The organism is Micromonospora sp. NPDC047620 (assembly GCF_043205005.1).
Classification (GTDB): Bacteria; Actinomycetota; Actinomycetes; order Mycobacteriales; family Micromonosporaceae; genus Micromonospora.
Window position 1 is genome coordinate 93,101 of sequence record NZ_JBIDDG010000007.1, and the last position, 17,784, is coordinate 110,884.

Here is a 17,784-nt window from a genome sequence, read left to right on the forward strand (position 1 = left end):
CCCCTTGCAATCGCCAGGCGATTGCAAGGGGCCCTTCCTTACACCTCAGAGCCGGATCGGCATCAGGATCGAGAAGGCGTCGGCGTCGTCGGGGCGGCGGACGGCCAGCGGCGCGATCGGGCCGTCCAGCTCCAGCAGCAACTGCCCCGGGCCGGCGGCGTCGAGGGCCTGGAGCAGGTACCCGCCGTTGACGCCGACCCGGAACGCGTCCTCCTCGCCGGCCAGCTCGTCCGCCCCGAACAGCCGCACCCCGCCCCGACCGTCCGGCCCGAGCACCGTCACCGCGAGCGGTGCGCCGTCGTGACGACGGGTGACGACGGGGGCGTCCGCGCTGGTGAGGGCCGAGCGCAGGGCGGCGGCGTCGACGGTCAGCCGGTGCGTCGGCGCGTCGTCGGGCGCCGACGGCAGCAGCCGGCGATAGTCCGGGAAGTCGTACGGCAGGGCGGCGGCGTCGACCGTACGGCCGGCGACGGAGACTGAGATCGTGCCGCCGGCCAGGGTCAACCGCGCCTCGGGGGTGCTCCCCGCGCCCGTGTCGAGCAGGGCCCGCGCCTCGTCGACGAAGGCGACCGGGGCGAGCACCCGCACCGCCGGCCCGTCGACCCGGCCGGCCGCCCGGGCCAGGGCCATCCGGTGCCGGTCGGTCGCCACCAGCCGTACGCCGTCGCCGTCGCCGTCGAACAGTATGCCGGTCAGCACCGGCAGGTCGGGGTCGGTGCCGACGGCGAAGCGGACCGCGTCCACGGCGGCGGCCAGGTCGGCGCGGGACAGCACGATGCGGGTGGTCACGGGGCGCTCCTCGGGGTCGATCAGCGTACGGATCCGGGAGAGCTCGCGACGGGCGTCGGCGAGGCCGTCCTCCAGCCGGCGCAGGTGCGCGTCCAGCAGGCGGTGCACCTCGGCGGGCGTGGACCGCAGCGCGGCGGCGATCTCGGCCACCGGCATGCCGACCCGGCGCAGCCCGGCCACCAGCCGGGCGGGCGCCACCTGGTCGCCGGTGTACCAGCGGTAGCCGGTGACCGGGTCGACCAGGGCGGGGGTCAGCACCCCGGCCGAGTCGTAGAACCGCAGGGCGCTCACGGTCAGCCCGCTGGCCCGGGCCAGCTCGCCGATGCTGCGCAGGTCGCTCTCCACGGCGGTGATCCTGTCGTCTCAACCTGGTCGAGGGTCAAGCCACCCGACCGCCCGGGCCGCCGGTCGTGTCCGGCTTCGTCGCCGGTCACGTCGGTCGGTCGGGCCCACGGGTCAGCGGGGCTCGTCGAGCACCCGGAACGTCATCCCGGCCCGCACCAGCCGGTCCAGCAGCGCGTCGCCCATCGCGGTCACCGGCGTGACCTGGCCCGAGGTCGCCGGCAGGTCGTCGGTGGCCAGGCAGAGCGCGGACTCGGCGAGCATCTTCGCCGTCTCGTCGTACCCGGGGTCGCCGCCGGCCACCTCAGTCCGCACGCGCCGGCCGCCACCGGCGCCGACGAACCGGACCCGGAACCAGGACTTCGCCCGCTGCTGCGGCGTCGGCCCCTGCCCGGCGGCGAGCCGGCCGAGCAGCCAGCGCCGGGCCGGCGGCAGCTGCACCAGGCCGACCAGGCCGCCCAGCCCGACCGCGCCCGCCAGCACGGTGGGCAGCCGCTTCACGGCGGCGAAGTGCCGGTAGCGGAAGTCCGGGCCGTACTCGGGGCGGGCGGCGGCGGAGCGGCGTACCACCTGCGGGTCGATGGTCGGCAGCGGCACCGTCCACATGCCCAGCTCCCCGTCGCGGGCGACCCGCCCGGGCACCGCGCGCGCCCGCCGCCCCGTCGGGCACGGCTCGACCTGCCGGCGCTCGCGCGCCGCCCGGGACGTCTCGGCCCGCCGGGAGAAGGCGAGCAGCGCCGAGTGGTACGTGCCGGCGGAGAACCGCCCGCCTGCCCGGACGAAGCCGTCGACGGTGATCGGCACGTCGGCCGGCAGGTGCTTGAGCGTGAACCAGACGCCCAGGTCGTGCGGGACCGAGTCGAAGCCGCAGGCGTGCACCAGCCGCGCCCCGGTGCGCACCGCCTCGTCGTGGTGGCGCACGTACATCAGGTCGACGAACTCCGGTTCGCCGGTGATGTCCAGGTAGTCGGTGCCGGCGCGGGCGCAGGCGGCGACGAGCGGTTCCCCGTGGTGGACGTACGGGCCGACGGTGGTGGCCACCACCCGGGCGCTCTCGGCCACCGCCCGCAGCGAGGCGGCATCGGTGACGTCCGCGATGAGCAGGGGCAGCCAGGCCAGCGCCGGGTCGATCGCGGCCAGCCGGTCCCGGACGGCGGCGAGCTTGCCGGGGTTGCGCCCGGCGAGGGCCCAGCGCAATCCGGGCGGGACGTGGCGGGCGAGGTACTCGGCGGTCAGCCCGCCCGTGAAGCCGGTGGCCCCGAACAGGACGACGTCGTACGCCCGCTGCTCACGCATCTGCCGAGTCTGCCACCCACGACGCCGGGCGGTCGACGGCGGAGAGGTCCGCGCGGAGCACCTCGCCGGTCTCGGCGAGCTGCTTGACCTCCCGCAGCGCCTGGCGGATCAGCAGCCCCGGATCGTCGCCGACGAGGTGGGCGGCGAGTCCGGTGGGGGCCGCGCCGGCCAGCGGCCGCGCGGCCAGTTCCGTGCCACGGCAGCCGGGCGCCGGGCGCAGCTCCACCTGCACCGCGCCGCCGAGCCGGCGCAGGGGCTCGGGCCAGCGTCCGCCGGGCAGCACCTCGCCGGGCGTGCGGTCGACGGTCACCACCTGCCAGCGCGTGGGCCGCGGGTCGGCCCCGGCCGCACGGGGCCAGGCCCGTCCCTGCCGGCGTACGGCCAGCGCCCGCAGCGCCGCCGCCCCGGCCGTCGTGGCGAGGGCGAGCCCGGCCCCGGCCATCCCCGCGATGTGTCCCACCGGTCCCTCCGTCCCCGCGCGTCCACCCCGGTGTCCTTCGTCCCACCGGCCCCCTTCGCGCGCCGTCGGGGCGCGGCCGGTCGCCCGCGTGCCACCAGGGTCGCCGCGGCCCGGGTGACGCAGGCTCCCCCCGAAGGGGTGAATCCGGCCCGGCCGGGTAACCGCCCGCAGCATGGCCTGGGGAGTGGATGCGTCCGTGGGGGTGGGGCCGGATGCCGGAGCACGTACGGGACACGGGGGTCGTCGCGGTCGCGGGCGGGCCGGCGGGGGCGCCGCTGCTGGCGTCCCGGCTGAGCCCGGCCGCGCCGCCGGAGCCGCTGCTGCTGCGGCCCCGGCTGCTGCGGGCGCTGGACGCGGGGACGGCCGGCCCGGTCACCCTGGTCTGCGCCCCGGCGGGGTGGGGCAAGACGACGCTGCTCGCCTCCTGGTTCCGGGCTGCCGGGGAGGCCGGGAGCCACCCGGGCCGGACGGGGGAGGGGCCGGTGACGGCCGCGGCCGAGGGCGCCCGGGACCCGGCGGCGGCCGGCGCGAGCCCCGGCGACTTTGGCGCGGCGGCGGACGCGCCGGCGAGCCCCGCCCGGCCGTTGCCGGCGTGGGTGTCGGTGGAGGCCGGCGACGACGGGGACCGGATCTGGTACTACCTGGCGGCGGCGCTGCGCGCGGCCGCCGATCCCGCCGACGACGCGCCGGGCCCACCCGTGCCCGACCGCTCGCCCCGCCCCGACCAGCTGGAGGTGCTGGCCGCGGCCCTCGCCGCCCGGGAACGGCCGGTGCTGCTGGTCCTGGACGACCTGCACCAGATCACCGACCCGGCGGCGCTGACCGGGCTGGACTTCCTGCTGCGCCACGCCGAGCAGCGGCTGCGGCTGGTGGTCGGCGCGCGTGGCGGGCTGCCGCTGGCCGTGCACCGGCTGCGGCTGGCCGGGGAACTGACCGAGATCGGCCCGGAGGAGCTGGCCTTCACCGGCGACGAGGTCGCCGACCTGCTGACCGCGCACGGGGTGACGCTGCCGGCGGCCGGGGTGCGCCGGCTGCGGGAGCGGACCGCTGGCTGGCCGGCGGCGCTGCGGTTCGCGTCGCTGGCGCTGCGCGGGCAGCCCGACCCGGCCCGCTGGGCCGAGCAGTTCGGTGGCGACGAGCCGGACGTCGCCGGCTACCTGCGCGAGGAGGTGCTGGCCGGGCTGGCCCCGGAGGCCCGGGACGTGCTGCGGTGCTCCGCCGTGGCCGACGCGGTCTGCGCCGGGCTCGTCGACGCGCTCACCGGGCGGGCCGACGGCGAGCAGACGCTGGCGGGCCTGGCCGGCGACGGCGGGCTGCTCCGGCGCGACGACAGCCGCCCGCCCTGGTACCGCTGCCACCCGCTGCTGGCCGACCTGCTGCGGGCCGAGCTGGGCCGGCTGCCCGCTGACGAGCTGCGCGACCTGCACCTGCGGGCGGCCGGCTGGTACGCCGACAACGGGCGGCCCGCCGACGGGCTGCGGCACGCACTGGCGGGCGGGGACTGGGACCGGGCCACCGAGCTGTTCGTCACCCGCTGGCCGGAGCTGGTCCCGTACGACCGGGACGAGCCCGGGGGACCGCCGCCCGCCTCCCCGCCGCCGGAGGCCGTGCGGCGCGACCCGGAGCTGGGGCTCGCCTGCGCCGCCGAGCGCGCCCGGGCCGGGGACGCGACCGCGGCCACCGGGCACCTGCGCGCCGCCGTGGACGCCGCCCGGTCGCTGCCGGCGCCGCGCCGGGACCGCTTCCGTCGGCTGGTCGCCGCGCTGGAGGTCACCCTGGCCCGGTTGGCGGGAGACCCCGAGGCGGTACGCGCCGCCGCCGCCCGGCTGCTCGCCGGCCGCCCCGCGCCGGACTCGACGGTTCCGATCTCGCCACCGGCGACCGGCGCCCCCGCGGCGGACGCATCCCCGGCCGGCGTGCCCCCGACCGGCGTGCCTACAACGGGCGGGCCCATCGGCGGCCCGAGCGGCGTGCCCGCGACCGGTGTGCCCCCGACCGGCATGCCCGCGCCGGGCGGGCCGACCGGCGTGCCCCCGACCGGCCCAGAGCGGCTGGAGACCGCCGCCTGGCTCCCCGCCCCGGGGCCCGCGCTGCCGGTCGAGCCGCGCGGCGGCGCCACCGAGGACGCCGACGTGCGTGCCGTCGCCGGCACCGCACTCGGGCTGGCCGACCTGGCCGACGGCGACCTGGCCGCAGCCGGGCCCGCCTTCGCCTGGGCGCTGGCGGCGGCCCGGGACGCGGGGCGGCCGCGTACCGAGCTGGTGTGCGCCAGCCGGGCGGCGCTCCTGCACGCCGTGCGGGGCGAGCTGCGGACCGCCGAGGCGCTGGCCCGGGACGCCCTGGCCATGCCGCCGTGCCAGGGCTGGTCGTGCCGGGAGGACTGCGCGCACGGGTACCTGGCGCTGGCCCTGGTCGCGCTGCACCGCGACCAACCCGAGGAGGCGGAGGCGCACCTGGCGCTGGCCGCGCCGGCCACGGGCGAGCCGACCGTGGCGGCGACGGCGGCGCTGTGCCGGGCGGGCCTGCTGCGGGACGCCGGCGACCTGCCCGGTGCGCACCGGGCGCTGGCCGAGGCCCGGGAGCGGCTGGCCGACCGGCCGCGGGCCGCCGAGCTGGCGTCCTGGCTGCTGGCCGCCGAGGCGGACCTGTGCGGGGCCCGGGGCGACCTGGACACGGCCCGGCGCCTGCTCGCCGATCGGGTACGGGACGGGGCCGACCCGCCGCTCGCGATCGCGCTGGCCCGGGTGGAGCTGCGCGCCGGCGACCCCCGCGCCGCCGGGTACGCGCTGCCCGACTGGGAGGCGCCCGGGTCGGCCGACTGGCCGCTGCCCGTACGCCTGGACGCCGCGGTGCTGGACGCGGTGCTGGCGCGGCGGGCGGGCGACGACCGGCGGGCCGGACGGGTGCTGGAGCGGGCCCTCGACGTGGCCGGCCCGGAGGGGTTCCGGCGCGTGTTCACCCGCGCCGAACCCGGGGTCCGGGACCTGCTCGCCGCCCACCTCGACGCGGGCACCGCCCACTGGCCGACCGTCAGCGACCTGGTCCGGGGCGCCGACACGCCGCCCGACCGGGCTTCGGCGGAGCAGCGCCCGGCGGCGCTGGACGAGCCGCTGACCGAGCGGGAGCTGACCATCCTGCGCTACTTGCAGAGCATCCTGTCCAACGTGGAGATCGCCGCCGAGTTGTCCCTGTCGGTCAACACGGTCAAGACCCACGTGCGCAACATCTACCGCAAGCTCGATGCCACCCGCCGCCGCGAAGCCGTCCGCCGCGCCCGCGACCTCCACCTGATCTGACCGCGTCGGCGGGTGGATCAGGGGGTGGCGGCGGCGTCGACTGCGGCCAGGAGGTCCGCGACGTCGTAGCCGGCGTCGTGGCGGACCCCGTTGACGAACAGGGTCGGGCTGGCCTCGACGCCGCTGCGGATGCCGCCGACGAAGTCCCGCCGTACCCGGTCGCCGTGGGCCTGCCGCTCCACCTCCGCGTTGACCTCGTCGGCGGGCAGGCCGAGCTGCGCGACGCCGAGCGACAGGTGCACCGGATCGAGCTGGTCCTGGTGCTCGTAGAGCCAGTCGTGCATCGCCCAGAACCGTCCCCGCCGCCCAGCCGCCTCGCTGGCCTCGGCGGCGTGCTCGGCGTACGGGTGCAGGTTGGTGATCGGGAAGTGCCGGTACGCCAGCCGCACCGTGTCGGCCCGCTGCCGCAGCACCTCCCGCAGGTTCTGGTACGCGGCCCCGCAGAACCGGCACTGGAAGTCGCCGTACTCGACGATCGTCACCGGCGCGTCCACCGGCCCACGGACGTGGTCGTGCTCGGTCACCGGGGTCCGCAGGCGGGCGGTGACCTGCAGTGGCGTGGTCATCCGGTCGTCACCCGCCGATCCGTGCCGAGGCGCTCCGGCGCGGGCAGCCGGCCGTCGTCCGACCGCCGGAGGCGTGCGGCGCCGGGCCGGGTGGCCGGCGTGCGGGAGCCGGGCGCGCCGCGCCCGGCTCGAGTCGACCCCTTCGGATCAGTCATGTCTCCCAGGCTGTCCCGGGGCGGGGTGAGCGCGGCTCACCCCGCCCGGGTGGTTCGGCCCGCGTGCCCGTCGGGCCACGTCCGCCGGCCCTCGCCGCCGGGGTCGGGGGCCGATCGGGGCACGGTGGCTCAGGCCAGCACGGGGGCGACCGCGATGTGGTTCTGCACCTCGCGGATGCCCGGGGCACACCAGGCGGTGCGTTCCACCTCCGCCCGCTCCGGCATCGAGTGGACCAGCCCGCCGAGCACCACCGTGTCGCCGTGCACCCGGACGGTGATCCGTTCCGCCTCGGTGGCCCGGTTGCGGGCCAGCGCGTCGACGATCCGGGCGGCCAGGGCGTGCCCGTCCGGCCGGGTGCCGGGGCGGACGGTGATGCCGTTGCTGACCCCGCGTACGCCGGTCAGCCGGGCCACCGCCCGTTCGGCGGCGCGGCGCTGGTACTCCCAGTCCACCTCGCCGTGCAGCGTCACCCAGCCCTGCGAGACCGTCACGTCGAGCTGCTCCAGCGGGACGAAGGCGTCCCACTCCAGCGCGTGCCCCGCCGCGGCGGCGATGTCCGGGTCGGCGCGTTCGGCGCCGGTGCCGATGCGTACCGCCAGGTCGTTGGCGACCGCCCGGACGCGGGCGACCCGGTGCGCCGCCCGTTCGGCGGCCCACTTCTTGGCGTAGCTGTCGACCCGACCGGTCAGCGTGACCACGCCCTCGGAGACGGTCACGCCGATCTCGTGCGGTCGCACCCGGGGTTCCCAGGTCAGCTCGTCGAGGACGGCGGACTGGATGTCCTGGTCGGTACGGGTGATCGTCTCGATGGCCATCTGTCACTCCTCACGGGATAGCTGCCTGTGCACACGGACCCGCCGGGACCGATCCTGGCGCGGGCGGGGGTGAGCGTCCCTCACCCGACCCGGGTGGCTGCCCGGGAGGTACGGCGCGGGCCCCGGCCGACCCAAGGGTCGACCGGGGCCCGCGTGTGCCCGTGGGTTGGGGCGAGTCAGCCGTCGAGGCCGACGGGGGAGTTGGGACGGTCCACGTCGACGAACTCGATGTCGTCCGCCGCCCGGTCGTCCCGGCTGCCGGCGGCCCGCGCGGCGGTGCCGGCGGCCCAACCGATTGCCGCGCCGACCAGCGCGGCGCCGATCAACAGCGTCCAGGGCAGCGCGGGGCGGCGGCCGGCGAGCGCGTCGAAGGCCAGGGTGGCCCGGCGGCGCGCCTCGTCCGCCGCTGAGCCCACCAGGTCGCCGGCCTCGTCGGCGAGGCCGGAACCGCCGCGGCGGGCCGACCGGGCGGTGTCGCGGACGCTGTCGCCCGCGGAGCTGACCGCCGAGACCAGGTTCTGCCACGCCTGGTCCGCGATCCGCTCGGGCTTGCTGCGGTGATCCAGCAGGTTGGTACCGAACATGGTGGGTTACCTCCTCGGGCCGAAGCCGGCGGCCACTTCGGACTTCGGCGTCTCACCGGCGCGTCATGGTTCGCTCGTTCCGCCTGTGCCCAACCGGACGCCTCCGCAAACCCTCGGCGACGCGGGGCGAGCCCGGTCACCGGCCGGGCCCTCGCCGTGCGTCAGCGGAGCGTGACCACCGCGGTCACGCCGCGCGCGAAGTCGTCGTCATCGTCGTCGTCATCGTCGCCGCCGCCGAAGCCGCAGGCCAGCACGAGGGCCAGCAACGCGCCGACACCGGCCAGCGCGGCGAGTCTCCTGATCATCGATCGTCCTTCCGTCGTGGCGTCCGCTCTCCGGGCCGATGCTAGGTGGGACGGGCAACCTGCGGGCGAATCGGGGCCGGCCACGCCAGGAAGTTCGGGTGCCGGGCGGTGCCGGCGGGAGACGGCTACCCTGGGTCGGCGACGCGTCAGCGGCAGCTGATCGTTGGGTGAACAAGAAATGAAAAGTCCGGATAAGTGCGACTTGGTGCGCCCTCATCCGCGAATTGCTCATCCCGAGGGGTGGCGACCGAGGCCGTCGGAGGAATACTCTCGGTCGCGGCCCGCGTACTGATGAGGCGCCCGTCGGACGGGCGAGTGGAGGTGCTCGCGTGAGCCTGTCGATCGTGAAGTCGGTTATGCCCGGTGGTGTCATCGAGATCGCCCCCCGGGGCGAGATCGACGTCGACACCGCATACGAGGTGCGCGAGGCGATCGCCGAGGTCCTGGCCAAGGGGCGCCCCAGCCGGATCGAGCTCAACATGAGGCTCGTCACCTTCATCGACTCCGTCGGCATCAGCGCGATGGTCGCCGGCTTCCAGACCGCCGAGGTGAGCGGCGTCAAGCTCGTCGTCACCGAGCCGAGCCGGTTCGTGCACCGGCAGCTCTGGGTGACCGGCCTGCTCGGCCTCTTCGGCGCCCCCGAGCCCTACTACGCCGGCGCGCCCGCCCCCGAGGTCCTCCCCGGCGCCTGACCCGCCGGCAGGGGCCCCGCCGGTGACCCGTCGGCGTCAGTCGTCGCCGAGGCCCGACAGGTCGACGTCGGACGCCTCGGTGACCGCGCGGATCGCCGTCACGGAGGCGTAGCCGCCGGCCAGCAGGGCCAGGCCGCTGCCCGGCTGCACCTGTCAACGACGGTAGTCGGGCGGGCGGGTCGACGGCCGGCATCCGCGCGCGGAGCGGCGCGCCGTTGCCAGCGCGCCGCCGGTGCGCGACGATCGGGCGACGGCGACGGTGGGGAGACGGCGTGCTCAGGCGGGATTCCTTCAGCTACACCGTCCAGGCGCGCTGCTCGCTCGCCGACGCCGCGGGGTTGCTCGCGGACCCGGCCCGGCAGCAGGACCTGCACCCGCTGATCGCCCGGGTCCGCCGGGTGTCGCCCCGTCGCGGCGCGCGGGCCAGCTACCTCATCACCGACCGGCTGGCCGTCGGGCCGCTGCGCCTGCCGGTCACCTACCGGGCCGACGTCCTGGTCGACGGGCCCGACGAGATCGTCACCGTGGCGCGGCAGTGGCCGGCCACCACGGTGCGCAACCGGACCCGACTGCGGGCCGAGCCGGACGGCGTCGTCCGGATCGACGTCGAGATCACCCTCACCGCGCCGGTCCCGCTCTTCGGCTACGCCTTCCGCCAGGCGCGCGCCGCCCACCTGGGGCTGGCGGCCCGGCTCGGCGTCGCCCTGGGCGGGCACCCGCCGGAGTCACCGCCCGCCTGAGCCGGGTATCGGCGACACGGCGACATGCCCGGCCGTCGGCCGGGGAGGTGGCGGGCGGGAAGGCCGTCGGCCCCGGTGACCCGCTCGCGGGTCACCGGGGCCGGGGCGTCAGTAGACCGACAGGTGCACGTGGTTGGTGTGGTCGCTGGACGGGTCGCCGTTGGCGCCGCTGTACGACTTCCATCCGCTGCTGGGCAGCCAGATCTGCCTGTACCAGATCACGTAGAGCACGGCGAGCCGGTCGCCGTTCTTGACGAAGTACGCCGCCAGGTTGTTGCCGTACGTCCTGTCGCCGCCGGTGGCGTCGCCGCCGAACCCGCTCTTCTGGGCCGCGAAGTCGCAGGCGCGACCCTTGGGGTGCTCCCCGGAGCCGCCGGGGCGGTAGCAGGAGACGTAGCGGGTGAAGCCGGCCGCCTTGGCCTGGTTGAGCGCGTGCAGGGTGCGCGGGGTGATGCAGCCGTTGGCGGGGGTGGGGTCGTTGACGCTGCACGACTCGGACGGCCAGGACCCGTCGGAGTTGCGCGGCGCCGGCTTCGCCGTCGCGGTGGAGCTGCCGCCCGGCCCGCCGCCGCTTGACTGCGACCGGTTGGCCACCGTCAGCGCCCGCTCCGCCTGGTCCTTGCGCTTGGCCATCAGCGTGACCTGCTTGCGCTGCTCCCGGATCTCGCCGTCCAGGGCGAGCTTGGTGCGGGCGGCCTGGTCGCGGGTCTCCTGGAGCTCGCGGAGCGCCCGGTCCTCGTTGGCGGCCACCGCGTCGAGGGCGGCGGCCCGGTCCATGAAGCCGTCCGGCGAGCTGCTGTTGAGCAGGGCGGACACCACCCCCAGCCGGCCGGTCCGGTAGGCCACCCCGGCGATCTCGCCGACCTTGGTGCTCCGCTCGGTCAGCTCGCTCTCGGTCGTCTTGAGCTGCGCGGCGAGCTGCTGCTGCCGCTTGACCGACGTGTCCAGCGCCCGCTTGGCGTCCAGGTAGCCCTTGCTGGCGGCTTCGAGCTGGGCCCGCAGGGCGGGCGTGCCGCCCTCCTGGTCCTGGCCGGGGGCCGCGGCGAGCAGGCCGGCCCGGGAGGCGGCCGCCGCGGGGGCGGTGGTGACCGGGGCGACCGCGGCGCCGAGGGCGAGCGTCACGGCGATCAGGGCCGCCAACCGGGCGGCGCGTCGTCGTACAGGTGCCATCACTGGCATACACGTGTCCTTCCGTCAGCCGCCGACCGGGTTAGCTGACGGGTTCGGGACGGAAGATCCCTACCGCTGACGCGGATGCACCCCACGAACATGGTTCCCCGGTTCGCCCCGCCGGGCGATTAGGCGGCGGCCACCGCCGGCACCGGTGGGTGCCGCCTGGCGGAGGCCGGAACCGAGCCTACCGGTGCCGGTGTGACTGGTGTAGCGCAGGTGACTGAGGGTGCCTGTCCGCTTACCGTCAAATCCGACATAAGTCAACAATACTCTCCCAGATTTAAGGCTGTGCTCATTACCACTCAACCGACCCGCAGGCCCCGGGAGACGCCCCCGGCTCGATCTGCAACGTCGCGTGCTCGATCTGGAAGTCCTCGTGCAGGGCCGTCCGGGCCGCGGTGAGCACCGCGCCGACCTCCGCGTCCGGCTCCATGGTCAGGTGTGCCGAGGCCACCTCCATCCCGGAGGTCAGCGTCCAGACGTGCAGGTCGTGCACCTCGGCCACGCCGGGCACGGCGGCCAGCCGGTCGTGCACCCTGGCGACCTCGAGGTGCTCCGGCGCGGCCTGCACCAGGATGCGCAGCGCGGCGCGCCCGAGCCGCCAGGTGCGGGGCAGGATGAACAGCCCGATCGCCACCGCGACCAGCGGGTCCGCCCACCACCAGTCGGTGACGGCGATCAGCAGGGCTGCGCCGATCACGCCGAGTGAGCCCAGCAGGTCGCCCAGCACCTCCAGGTACGCGCCCTGCATGTTGATGCTCTCCTTCGCCCCGGACCGCAGCAGGGCGAAGGCGGCCACGTTGGCGAGCAGGCCGAGCACGGCGACCGCGAGCATCGGGCCGGCGAGCACCTCCGGCGGGTCGCCGAACCGGCGTACGGCCTCGACGACCACGTAGACCGCGACGCCGGAGAGCAGCACGGCGTTGGCCAGGGCGGCCAGCACCTCCAGCCGGTAGAGGCCGAAGGTGCGCTGCGGGTCCGCGCCGGCGCGCCGGGTCGCGGTGATCGCCGCGAGCGCCATGCCGATGCCGAGCACGTCGGTGAACATGTGCCCGGCGTCGCTCAGCAGGGCCAGTGAGCCGGTGCGGAAGGCGGCCACCGCCTCCACCGCCATCAGGGCGCCGAGCAGCGCGAACGCCGCCCAGAGGCGGCCCCGGTGGCGGTGCGCGGCATTCGCGACCGACCCGTGGTGGTGGCCATGACCTGCACCCACGCGCCCACCTTCCGTCACCCGTCCGGACCCGGTTCAATCTATGCTCACATCGCAATATGTGCAAGTGACTGCCCGGCGGCGGCCGGGACGACTCAGCCGGTCGGGTCGACGGTGGTCAGCCGCTGGGTGGCCCGCGACAGCGCGACGTAGAGCGTCCGTACGCCCGAACCCGGGTCGGCCCGGATCTCGCCCGGGGCGACCAGGACCACGCCGTCGTACTCCATGCCCTTGGCCTCCAGGCTGGTCACCACCTGCAGGCGCGGCGCGCCCAGCCCGCCCAGCCACCCGGCCACCTCGTCCCGGCGGGGCACCGGAGTGATCACGCCCACGGTGCCCTCCACCTCGGCCAGCAGCGCCGTGGCCGCCGCCACCACGGCGGTCTCCAGCTCCGCCGGCGGCACCACCAGCTCGACCGGGTCGACGCCGGTGGAGCGCACCGCCCTGGGCAGCGGGAGGTCCGGGTGCAGCCGGCGGATCTCGGCCGCCGCCACCGCGAAGATCTCCGCCGAGTTGCGGTAGTTCGTGGTGAGGGTGAAGTGGTGCCGCTTGCGCCGGCCCAGCGCCTGGTCCCGGGCGCGGGTCAGCTCATCCGGGTCGCCCGTCCACGCCGTCTGCGCCGGGTCGCCCACCACCGTCCACGAGGCCAGCCGGCCGCGCCGGCCGATCATGCGCCACTGCATCGGCGAGACGTCCTGCGACTCGTCGACCACGACGTGCGCGTACTCCCGGTAGTCCTCCGGGCGCTGCCGCGCCGCCTCGCGGGCCGCGCGCTGCCGGTCGGCGAACGTGCTCAGCTCGCGGACCCCGCCGGCCAACTGGAACGGGTCCCGCTTCGGCCGGGCCGGCTTCATCGGCTTGCCGAGCAGCGCGTCCAGCTCGTCCAGCAGCGCGATGTCGGCGATCGTCAGCCCGGCGCGGTCCAGGCTCCGGTACGCGTCGGTCAGCAGCCGGATCTCGGCGCCGGAGAGGATCCCGCCGGCGTACCGGCGCAGCCGGTCGGGGCGGGCCAGCCAGCCCAGCACGTGCCGGGGGTGCAGCCGGGGCCACCACGCCTTGAGGAACTCCCGGAACTCCGGCCGCTCGGCGACCTCGTCCTCGAACGCGCGCTGCTCGGGCAGCCGGCCGATGCCCAGCCGACGGGCCTGCGCCCAGAGCGCGGCGAAGACGCCGTCGAAGCCGGCGCGGCGCACCTCGTTTCGGCGGGCCCCCCGGGGCATCGCCCGCTCCCGGATGGCGTCCAGCTCGCGGCGGTCCAGCCGGAGCAGCTCGCCCCGGTAGAGCAGGCGCAGCTCGGCCGGGCCGTCCGGCACCGCGTCCCGGGCCGCCCGTTCCAGCACCCGGCGCATCCGCAGCGAGCCCTTGACCGCCGCCACGGCCGGCGGGTCGGTACGGGTGGCGCTCATGCCCGGGAACAGGGTGCCCAGCGAGTGCAGCGTGGCGGTGTCCTCGCCGAGCGAGGGCAGCACCGAGGCGATGTACTCGACGAAGACCGAGGACGGGCCGACCACCAGGATGCCGCCGCCGGCGTACCGGCTGCGGTCGGAGTAGAGCAGGTACGCGGCCCGGTGCAGGGCGACCGCCGTCTTGCCGGTGCCCGGGCCGCCGGAGACGATCGTCACCCCGGAACCGGGGGAGCGGATGGCCTCGTCCTGCTCCCGCTGGATGGTGGCGACGATGTCCCGCATGCCCCGGCCGGTGGCCTTCGACAGCGTGGCGAGCAGCGCGCCGTCGCCGACCACCGCCATGTCGGCGGGCGCGGCGGCGGGATCGAGCAGGTCGTCCTCGATCCGGGTGACCCGCTCACCGGAGGACTGGATCATGCGCCGCCGCACCACGCCCAGCGGCTCCGCCGGGGTGGCCTGGTAGAAGGCGGCGGCGGCCGGGGCCCGCCAGTCGACCACCAGGGTGGTCGCGTCCTCGTCCCGGATGCCGAGCCGCCCGACATGCAGCACCTGCCGGTCGCGCAGGTCCAGCCGGCCGAAGACCAGCCCCTCGTGCTCGGCGTCCAGCACGTGCCGGCGCTGCGCGGCGTGGAACACCATCGCGTCCCGCTCGACCAGCGCCCCGAAGTTGCCGACCCGGGCGAGCCGGTAGCCCTCCTTCTCGGCGCGGACCGCCGACCGGCGCAGCTCGGCCAGTCGGGCGTACACCCGGTCGAGGTGCCGCTGCTCCATGGCGGTCTCCCGCGCCAGGGTGGTCTGGTCGCTCAACGGTCGCTCCTCCTGACGTCGGCGGCGGGCGGCGCGAACCGCGCGAACCACGCCAGGCCAACCGCAAGAGGGTACGGCCCGCGCGCAACCAGCCGCGCCTGAGGTGCGGGAAAGGAGCCCGCGTCACCCCGCCCGGCCTGCCCGAGTCACCCCTCGCGGGTGGTGGCGGGAGCGGCGGATCGGGCGTCGTCGAGCACCTGGCGGAGCACGCCGCCCAGCGCCGCGTTGACCTCGGCGGGGCGTTCCATCATCAGCATGTGCCCGGCGCCCGGACAGACGGTCAGCTCCGTCGCCGGCAGCGCGGCGGCGATCGACTCGGCGCACGGCGGCGGGGTGAGCCGGTCCCGGTCGCCGACCAGCGCCGCCGCCGGCAGGTGGGCGAGCCGGGCGAGGGTGTCCAGCCGGTGCTGCGCCCCGATCGAGGCGCGGAACCCGCCGATCGAGCGGAGCGAGGCGCGGGCCACCGCCGAGGTGACCAGCCGGATGTCGTGCGGGTCGCAGCGGTCGCCGAAGAGCATCCAGCGGATGCTGGGGCGCAGGGCCCGCAGCAGCGCCCGGGGCGGCCGCCAGGACCCGCACCGGGCCAGCATGCCGGCCCCGGTGGTCTCGGCGAGCCGGATCAACCGGGCGATCCGGGGCGACAGGCCGTAGCCGGTGTGCGTGTGCCCCTCGGCCGTCGTGGAGACGAAGACCAACCCGACGGCCCGGGCGGCGAAGTGCTCGGGGTGCCGGTGCGCGTACTCCATGATCGTCATGCCGCCCATCGAGTGGCCGGCGAGCACCACCCGGCCGCCCGGGGCCACCTCGTCCAGCACCGCGGCCAGGTCGTCGCCGAGCTGGGCGAGGGTGGCGGTGGGCAGCGCCATGCAGCTCGACCGGCCGTGCCCGCGGGCGTCGTAGGTCACCACCCGTATCGCGCCGTCGAAGCGTTCCCGCAGGTCGGCGAGCTGCCGGTGCCAGGCCCGCCCGTCCAGCGTCCAGCCGTGCAGCAGCACCACGGTGACCTCGGCATCGGCCGGCCCCGTCGCCTCGACGTGCAGACGCACGTCGTCGGGAAGACGTACCTCGACGTGCTCCGGCATCGCCACCTCCCCAAGGCCGCGCTGGTCCGCAACACCGGGGATACCCGGTGGTAACACCGGCTACCCGTCATGACACCACGGCAACCGTGCCGGTGAGAAGATTCGCAACCCGGTCCGGGCGCCGGCCGGGCCGGCCAAGCTGGGGGCATGGGGTCGCCGCAGGCAACGCCGCCCGGGCCCGCGCCGGCTGGGCGGGCGGCTGGCGGTACGCCCCGGGCCGCCCTGGCGGAACTGCTCGCCGGCAACCGCCGGTTCGTCAGCGGCCAGCCGGTCCACGGCCACGACGTCACCGCCGCCGCCGCGGCGGCCTCCGGGGACCAGCAGCCGTACGCGGTGCTCCTCGGTTGCATCGACTCGCGGGTGCCGCTGGAGGCGATCTTCGACCAGACGTTCGGCTCGATCTGCGTGATCCGCACCGGTGGGCACGTGCTCGACCGGGCGGTGCTCGGCTCCATCGAGTACGTGGTCGGGGAGTTGGGCGTACCGCTGGTGGTGGTGCTCGGGCACGAGCGGTGCGGCGCGGTCGCCTCCGCCGTGGACGCGCTGCGCGGCGGGCGGTCACCGGACGGCGCGCTCGCGCACCTCGTCGAACAGATCGCCCCGGCGGTGACCGAGGTGGGCGTCGACGATCCTCGGGCGCATCCGCTGGCGGTCCGCCGGCACGTGCTGCGGACGGTGGCCGCGCTGCGCGCCGACGACCTGCTCGCCGGCCCCGTCGCCGCCGGCCGGCTGGCCGTGGTCGGCGCCCTCTACGACCTGGCCACCGGCGAGGTCGCCCTGCTCGAGGCGTGAGGTGTGAGGTGTAAGGAAGGGCCCCTTCCTAACGCAATGCGTTAGGAAGGGGCCCTTCCTTACACCTCGGTCGCAGACGCGGAACCGCCCGCCGGGATGATCCCGACGGGCGGTCCAGGTGTCGCGTGGGGGAGGGCTCAGCCCTCGAAGACGCCGGCCTCGACGAGGCGCTTCTCGGTGGCGTCCCAGCCGTCACCCGGGTGGGTGGCGTTGAGGTTGTTGAGCTCGGCCCGGATCTTCGCGGCGTGGCCGGCGGCGGCCAGCGTCCGGATCTCCTCGACGAAGGCCTCGGAGTCGGTGCGAAGGTGCGCGGTCTTGCCGTTGGTCAGGTTACGCACGTAGGCGTGCTTGCCGCCGTTGAGCGGGATGACGTACTTGAACTCGCCCAGCACGCTGAGGGCGCCACCCTGGCCAGCCTGGCCGGCCCGGACTGACGCGCGCGCGGTCTTAGAGGTGTTGCTCGCCACGGAGGTACTCCTTGCAAGACGTACGGGAGGACGGAACGTCCGGGGGCTGTGCGGACGGCACCTGGTGAGTGGGCCCGCAGAAGATGTGCGCGGCACAGGCCGCCGATGGAACTGTACACGACCACGGTCCCTGGCTGGTCATCGCGTCTGGAGGGGTCAACGGCGGTCACCCGTCCGACTATTCCGACCGGCGAGTTTTCCGATTCCCTGGCGCACCATCCGTCACACCAGTCATCATGTGTTCCAGAAGCCACTCGGGTGATCGAGGTCGTAGGGGAAGACGCACCTCGCTCTCCGGGAGGTCACCGTGCCAACGCGTGGCGTCGTATACGTCCACTCGACCCCGCTCGCCGTGTGCTCACACGTCGAGTGGGCGATCGCGCGCGTCCTCGCCGCGCCGGTCAACCTGCAGTGGACGGCTCAGCCCGTCGACCCCGGCGCCCGCCGGGCCGAGTGCGGGTGGACCGGTCGTCCGGGGACGGGCGCCGAGCTGGCTGCTGCCCTCCGGCAGTGGCCCATGATCCGTTTCGAGGTCACCGAGGAGCCGAGCGCCGGCGCCGACGGCGAGCGCTTCATGTACGTCCCGGGGCGCGGCCTGTTCCGCGCGACCGTGGGCGCGGCCGGCGACATCCAGCTCGGCGAGGACCGGCTGCGGAGCCTGATGGCGGGCGCGCGGGCGCCGGAGGCCCTCGCGCACGCGCTCGACAAGGCGCTCGGCACCGCCTGGGACGCCGAGCTGGAGCCCTACCGCTACGCCGGCGACGGCGCCCCGGTGACCCTGCTCACCCGCGTCGGCTGACGTACCA

16 protein-coding genes, 1 pseudogene and 1 riboswitch are annotated in these 17,784 nt (G+C 76.1%); of the genes and pseudogenes, 5 read left to right on the forward strand and 12 right to left on the reverse strand.

The genetic code is table 11. The annotated features are described in order from the left end of the window. Positions 1-45: 45 nt before the first annotated feature. The 3 genes from ACGF5C_RS10440 to ACGF5C_RS10450 all read right to left on the reverse strand — a co-directional run bounded on the left by ACGF5C_RS10440 (position 46) and on the right by ACGF5C_RS10450 (position 2,869). Positions 46-1,122 (reverse strand): MerR family transcriptional regulator, encoded by a 1,077-nt coding sequence (locus ACGF5C_RS10440; protein WP_393299825.1) that lies wholly within the window; start codon positions 1,120-1,122, stop codon positions 46-48. Positions 1,123-1,245: 123 nt separating this feature from the next. Then, entirely contained in the window at positions 1,246-2,427 is a 1,182-nt protein-coding gene (locus ACGF5C_RS10445) for a saccharopine dehydrogenase family protein (RefSeq protein ID WP_393299364.1), read from the reverse strand. Further along, positions 2,420-2,869: a hypothetical protein gene (locus ACGF5C_RS10450; RefSeq protein WP_393299828.1), complete on the reverse strand. Its 450-nt coding sequence runs from the start codon at positions 2,867-2,869 to the stop codon at positions 2,420-2,422. The genes ACGF5C_RS10445 and ACGF5C_RS10450 overlap by 8 nt, the downstream gene beginning before the upstream one ends. 132 nt (positions 2,870-3,001) lie before the next feature. Between ACGF5C_RS10450 and ACGF5C_RS10455 the strand changes: the two are divergent. Beyond that, positions 3,002-6,183: pseudogene (locus tag ACGF5C_RS10455) on the forward strand (LuxR C-terminal-related transcriptional regulator). Between the two features lie 17 nt (positions 6,184-6,200). Here ACGF5C_RS10455 and ACGF5C_RS10460 read toward each other — a convergent pair. The 4 genes from ACGF5C_RS10460 to ACGF5C_RS10475 all read right to left on the reverse strand — a co-directional run bounded on the left by ACGF5C_RS10460 (position 6,201) and on the right by ACGF5C_RS10475 (position 8,609). Further along, positions 6,201-6,749, reverse strand: coding sequence for a DsbA family protein (locus ACGF5C_RS10460; RefSeq protein ID WP_393299366.1), 549 nt, complete (start codon positions 6,747-6,749; stop codon positions 6,201-6,203). A gap of 284 nt (positions 6,750-7,033) precedes the next feature. Further along, a complete protein-coding gene (locus tag ACGF5C_RS10465) occupies positions 7,034-7,720 on the reverse strand; it encodes a BON domain-containing protein (RefSeq protein ID WP_393299369.1) in 687 nt (228 codons plus the stop codon). A gap of 176 nt (positions 7,721-7,896) precedes the next feature. Further along, entirely contained in the window at positions 7,897-8,304 is a 408-nt protein-coding gene (locus tag ACGF5C_RS10470) for a hypothetical protein (protein ID WP_393299372.1), read from the reverse strand. Positions 8,305-8,465: 161 nt separating this feature from the next. Then, positions 8,466-8,609: a hypothetical protein gene (locus ACGF5C_RS10475; protein ID WP_350707704.1), complete on the reverse strand. Its 144-nt coding sequence runs from the start codon at positions 8,607-8,609 to the stop codon at positions 8,466-8,468. Positions 8,610-8,938: 329 nt separating this feature from the next. Between ACGF5C_RS10475 and ACGF5C_RS10480 the strand changes: the two genes are divergently transcribed. Both ACGF5C_RS10480 and ACGF5C_RS10485 read left to right on the forward strand, forming a co-directional pair. Then, entirely contained in the window at positions 8,939-9,301 is a 363-nt protein-coding gene (locus tag ACGF5C_RS10480) for an STAS domain-containing protein (RefSeq protein ID WP_350683044.1), read from the forward strand. A 272-nt stretch (positions 9,302-9,573) separates the two neighbouring features. Then, positions 9,574-10,041 (forward strand): SRPBCC family protein, encoded by a 468-nt coding sequence (locus tag ACGF5C_RS10485; RefSeq protein ID WP_393263174.1) that lies wholly within the window; start codon positions 9,574-9,576, stop codon positions 10,039-10,041. Positions 10,042-10,149: 108 nt separating this feature from the next. Here ACGF5C_RS10485 and ACGF5C_RS10490 read toward each other — a convergent pair whose 3' ends face one another. From ACGF5C_RS10490 to ACGF5C_RS10505, 4 genes are all read right to left on the reverse strand, one after another. After that, on the reverse strand, positions 10,150-11,211 hold the full coding sequence (locus ACGF5C_RS10490; protein WP_393299830.1) for a coiled-coil domain-containing protein: 1,062 nt from the start codon (positions 11,209-11,211) through the stop codon (positions 10,150-10,152). A gap of 13 nt (positions 11,212-11,224) precedes the next feature. Then, positions 11,225-11,356, reverse strand: a riboswitch (cyclic di-AMP (ydaO/yuaA leader). 153 nt (positions 11,357-11,509) lie between these two features. After that, positions 11,510-12,427, reverse strand: coding sequence for a cation diffusion facilitator family transporter (locus tag ACGF5C_RS10495; protein ID WP_393299376.1), 918 nt, complete (start codon positions 12,425-12,427; stop codon positions 11,510-11,512). Between the two features lie 92 nt (positions 12,428-12,519). After that, positions 12,520-14,637 carry a HelD family protein gene (locus ACGF5C_RS10500; RefSeq protein WP_393299379.1) on the reverse strand — a complete coding sequence of 706 codons (2,118 nt, stop codon included), beginning with the start codon at positions 14,635-14,637 and terminating at the stop codon, positions 12,520-12,522. A gap of 146 nt (positions 14,638-14,783) precedes the next feature. Then, entirely contained in the window at positions 14,784-15,719 is a 936-nt protein-coding gene (locus ACGF5C_RS10505; protein WP_393299382.1) for an alpha/beta fold hydrolase, read from the reverse strand. Positions 15,720-15,866: 147 nt separating this feature from the next. On the opposite strand from ACGF5C_RS10505, the gene ACGF5C_RS10510 reads away from it, so the two are divergent. Then, positions 15,867-16,511 carry a carbonic anhydrase gene (locus ACGF5C_RS10510; protein ID WP_393299385.1) on the forward strand — a complete coding sequence of 215 codons (645 nt, stop codon included), beginning with the start codon at positions 15,867-15,869 and terminating at the stop codon, positions 16,509-16,511. 137 nt (positions 16,512-16,648) lie between these two features. Here the strand turns inward: ACGF5C_RS10510 and ACGF5C_RS10515 are convergent, their stop codons facing one another. Continuing rightward, positions 16,649-16,978 carry a hypothetical protein gene (locus ACGF5C_RS10515; RefSeq protein WP_357694624.1) on the reverse strand — a complete coding sequence of 110 codons (330 nt, stop codon included), beginning with the start codon at positions 16,976-16,978 and terminating at the stop codon, positions 16,649-16,651. A 307-nt stretch (positions 16,979-17,285) separates the two neighbouring features. On the opposite strand from ACGF5C_RS10515, the gene ACGF5C_RS10520 reads away from it, so the two are divergent. After that, the gene (locus ACGF5C_RS10520) at positions 17,286-17,777 is read left to right on the forward strand and encodes a DUF3145 domain-containing protein (RefSeq protein ID WP_350707719.1); all 492 of its coding nucleotides are present in this window, start codon (positions 17,286-17,288) and stop codon (positions 17,775-17,777) included. Positions 17,778-17,784 lie beyond the last annotated feature (7 nt).

Excerpts from the sequence above, each read along its gene's own strand:
- ACGF5C_RS10450 (WP_393299828.1), bottom strand. The coding sequence starts at position 2,869 with ATGGCCGGGGCCGGGCTCGCCCTCGCCACGACGGCCGGGGCGGCGGCG.
- ACGF5C_RS10505 (WP_393299382.1), bottom strand. The coding sequence starts at position 15,719 with ATGCCGGAGCACGTCGAGGTACGTCTTCCCGACGACGTGCGTCTGCAC.
- ACGF5C_RS10475 (WP_350707704.1), bottom strand. The coding sequence starts at position 8,609 with ATGATCAGGAGACTCGCCGCGCTGGCCGGTGTCGGCGCGTTGCTGGCC.
- ACGF5C_RS10470 (WP_393299372.1), bottom strand. The coding sequence starts at position 8,304 with ATGTTCGGTACCAACCTGCTGGATCACCGCAGCAAGCCCGAGCGGATC.
- ACGF5C_RS10510 (WP_393299385.1), top strand. The coding sequence starts at position 15,867 with ATGGGGTCGCCGCAGGCAACGCCGCCCGGGCCCGCGCCGGCTGGGCGG.
- ACGF5C_RS10445 (WP_393299364.1), bottom strand. The coding sequence starts at position 2,427 with ATGCGTGAGCAGCGGGCGTACGACGTCGTCCTGTTCGGGGCCACCGGC.
- ACGF5C_RS10490 (WP_393299830.1), bottom strand. The coding sequence starts at position 11,211 with ATGGCACCTGTACGACGACGCGCCGCCCGGTTGGCGGCCCTGATCGCC.
- ACGF5C_RS10460 (WP_393299366.1), bottom strand. The coding sequence starts at position 6,749 with ATGACCACGCCACTGCAGGTCACCGCCCGCCTGCGGACCCCGGTGACC.
- ACGF5C_RS10465 (WP_393299369.1), bottom strand. The coding sequence starts at position 7,720 with ATGGCCATCGAGACGATCACCCGTACCGACCAGGACATCCAGTCCGCC.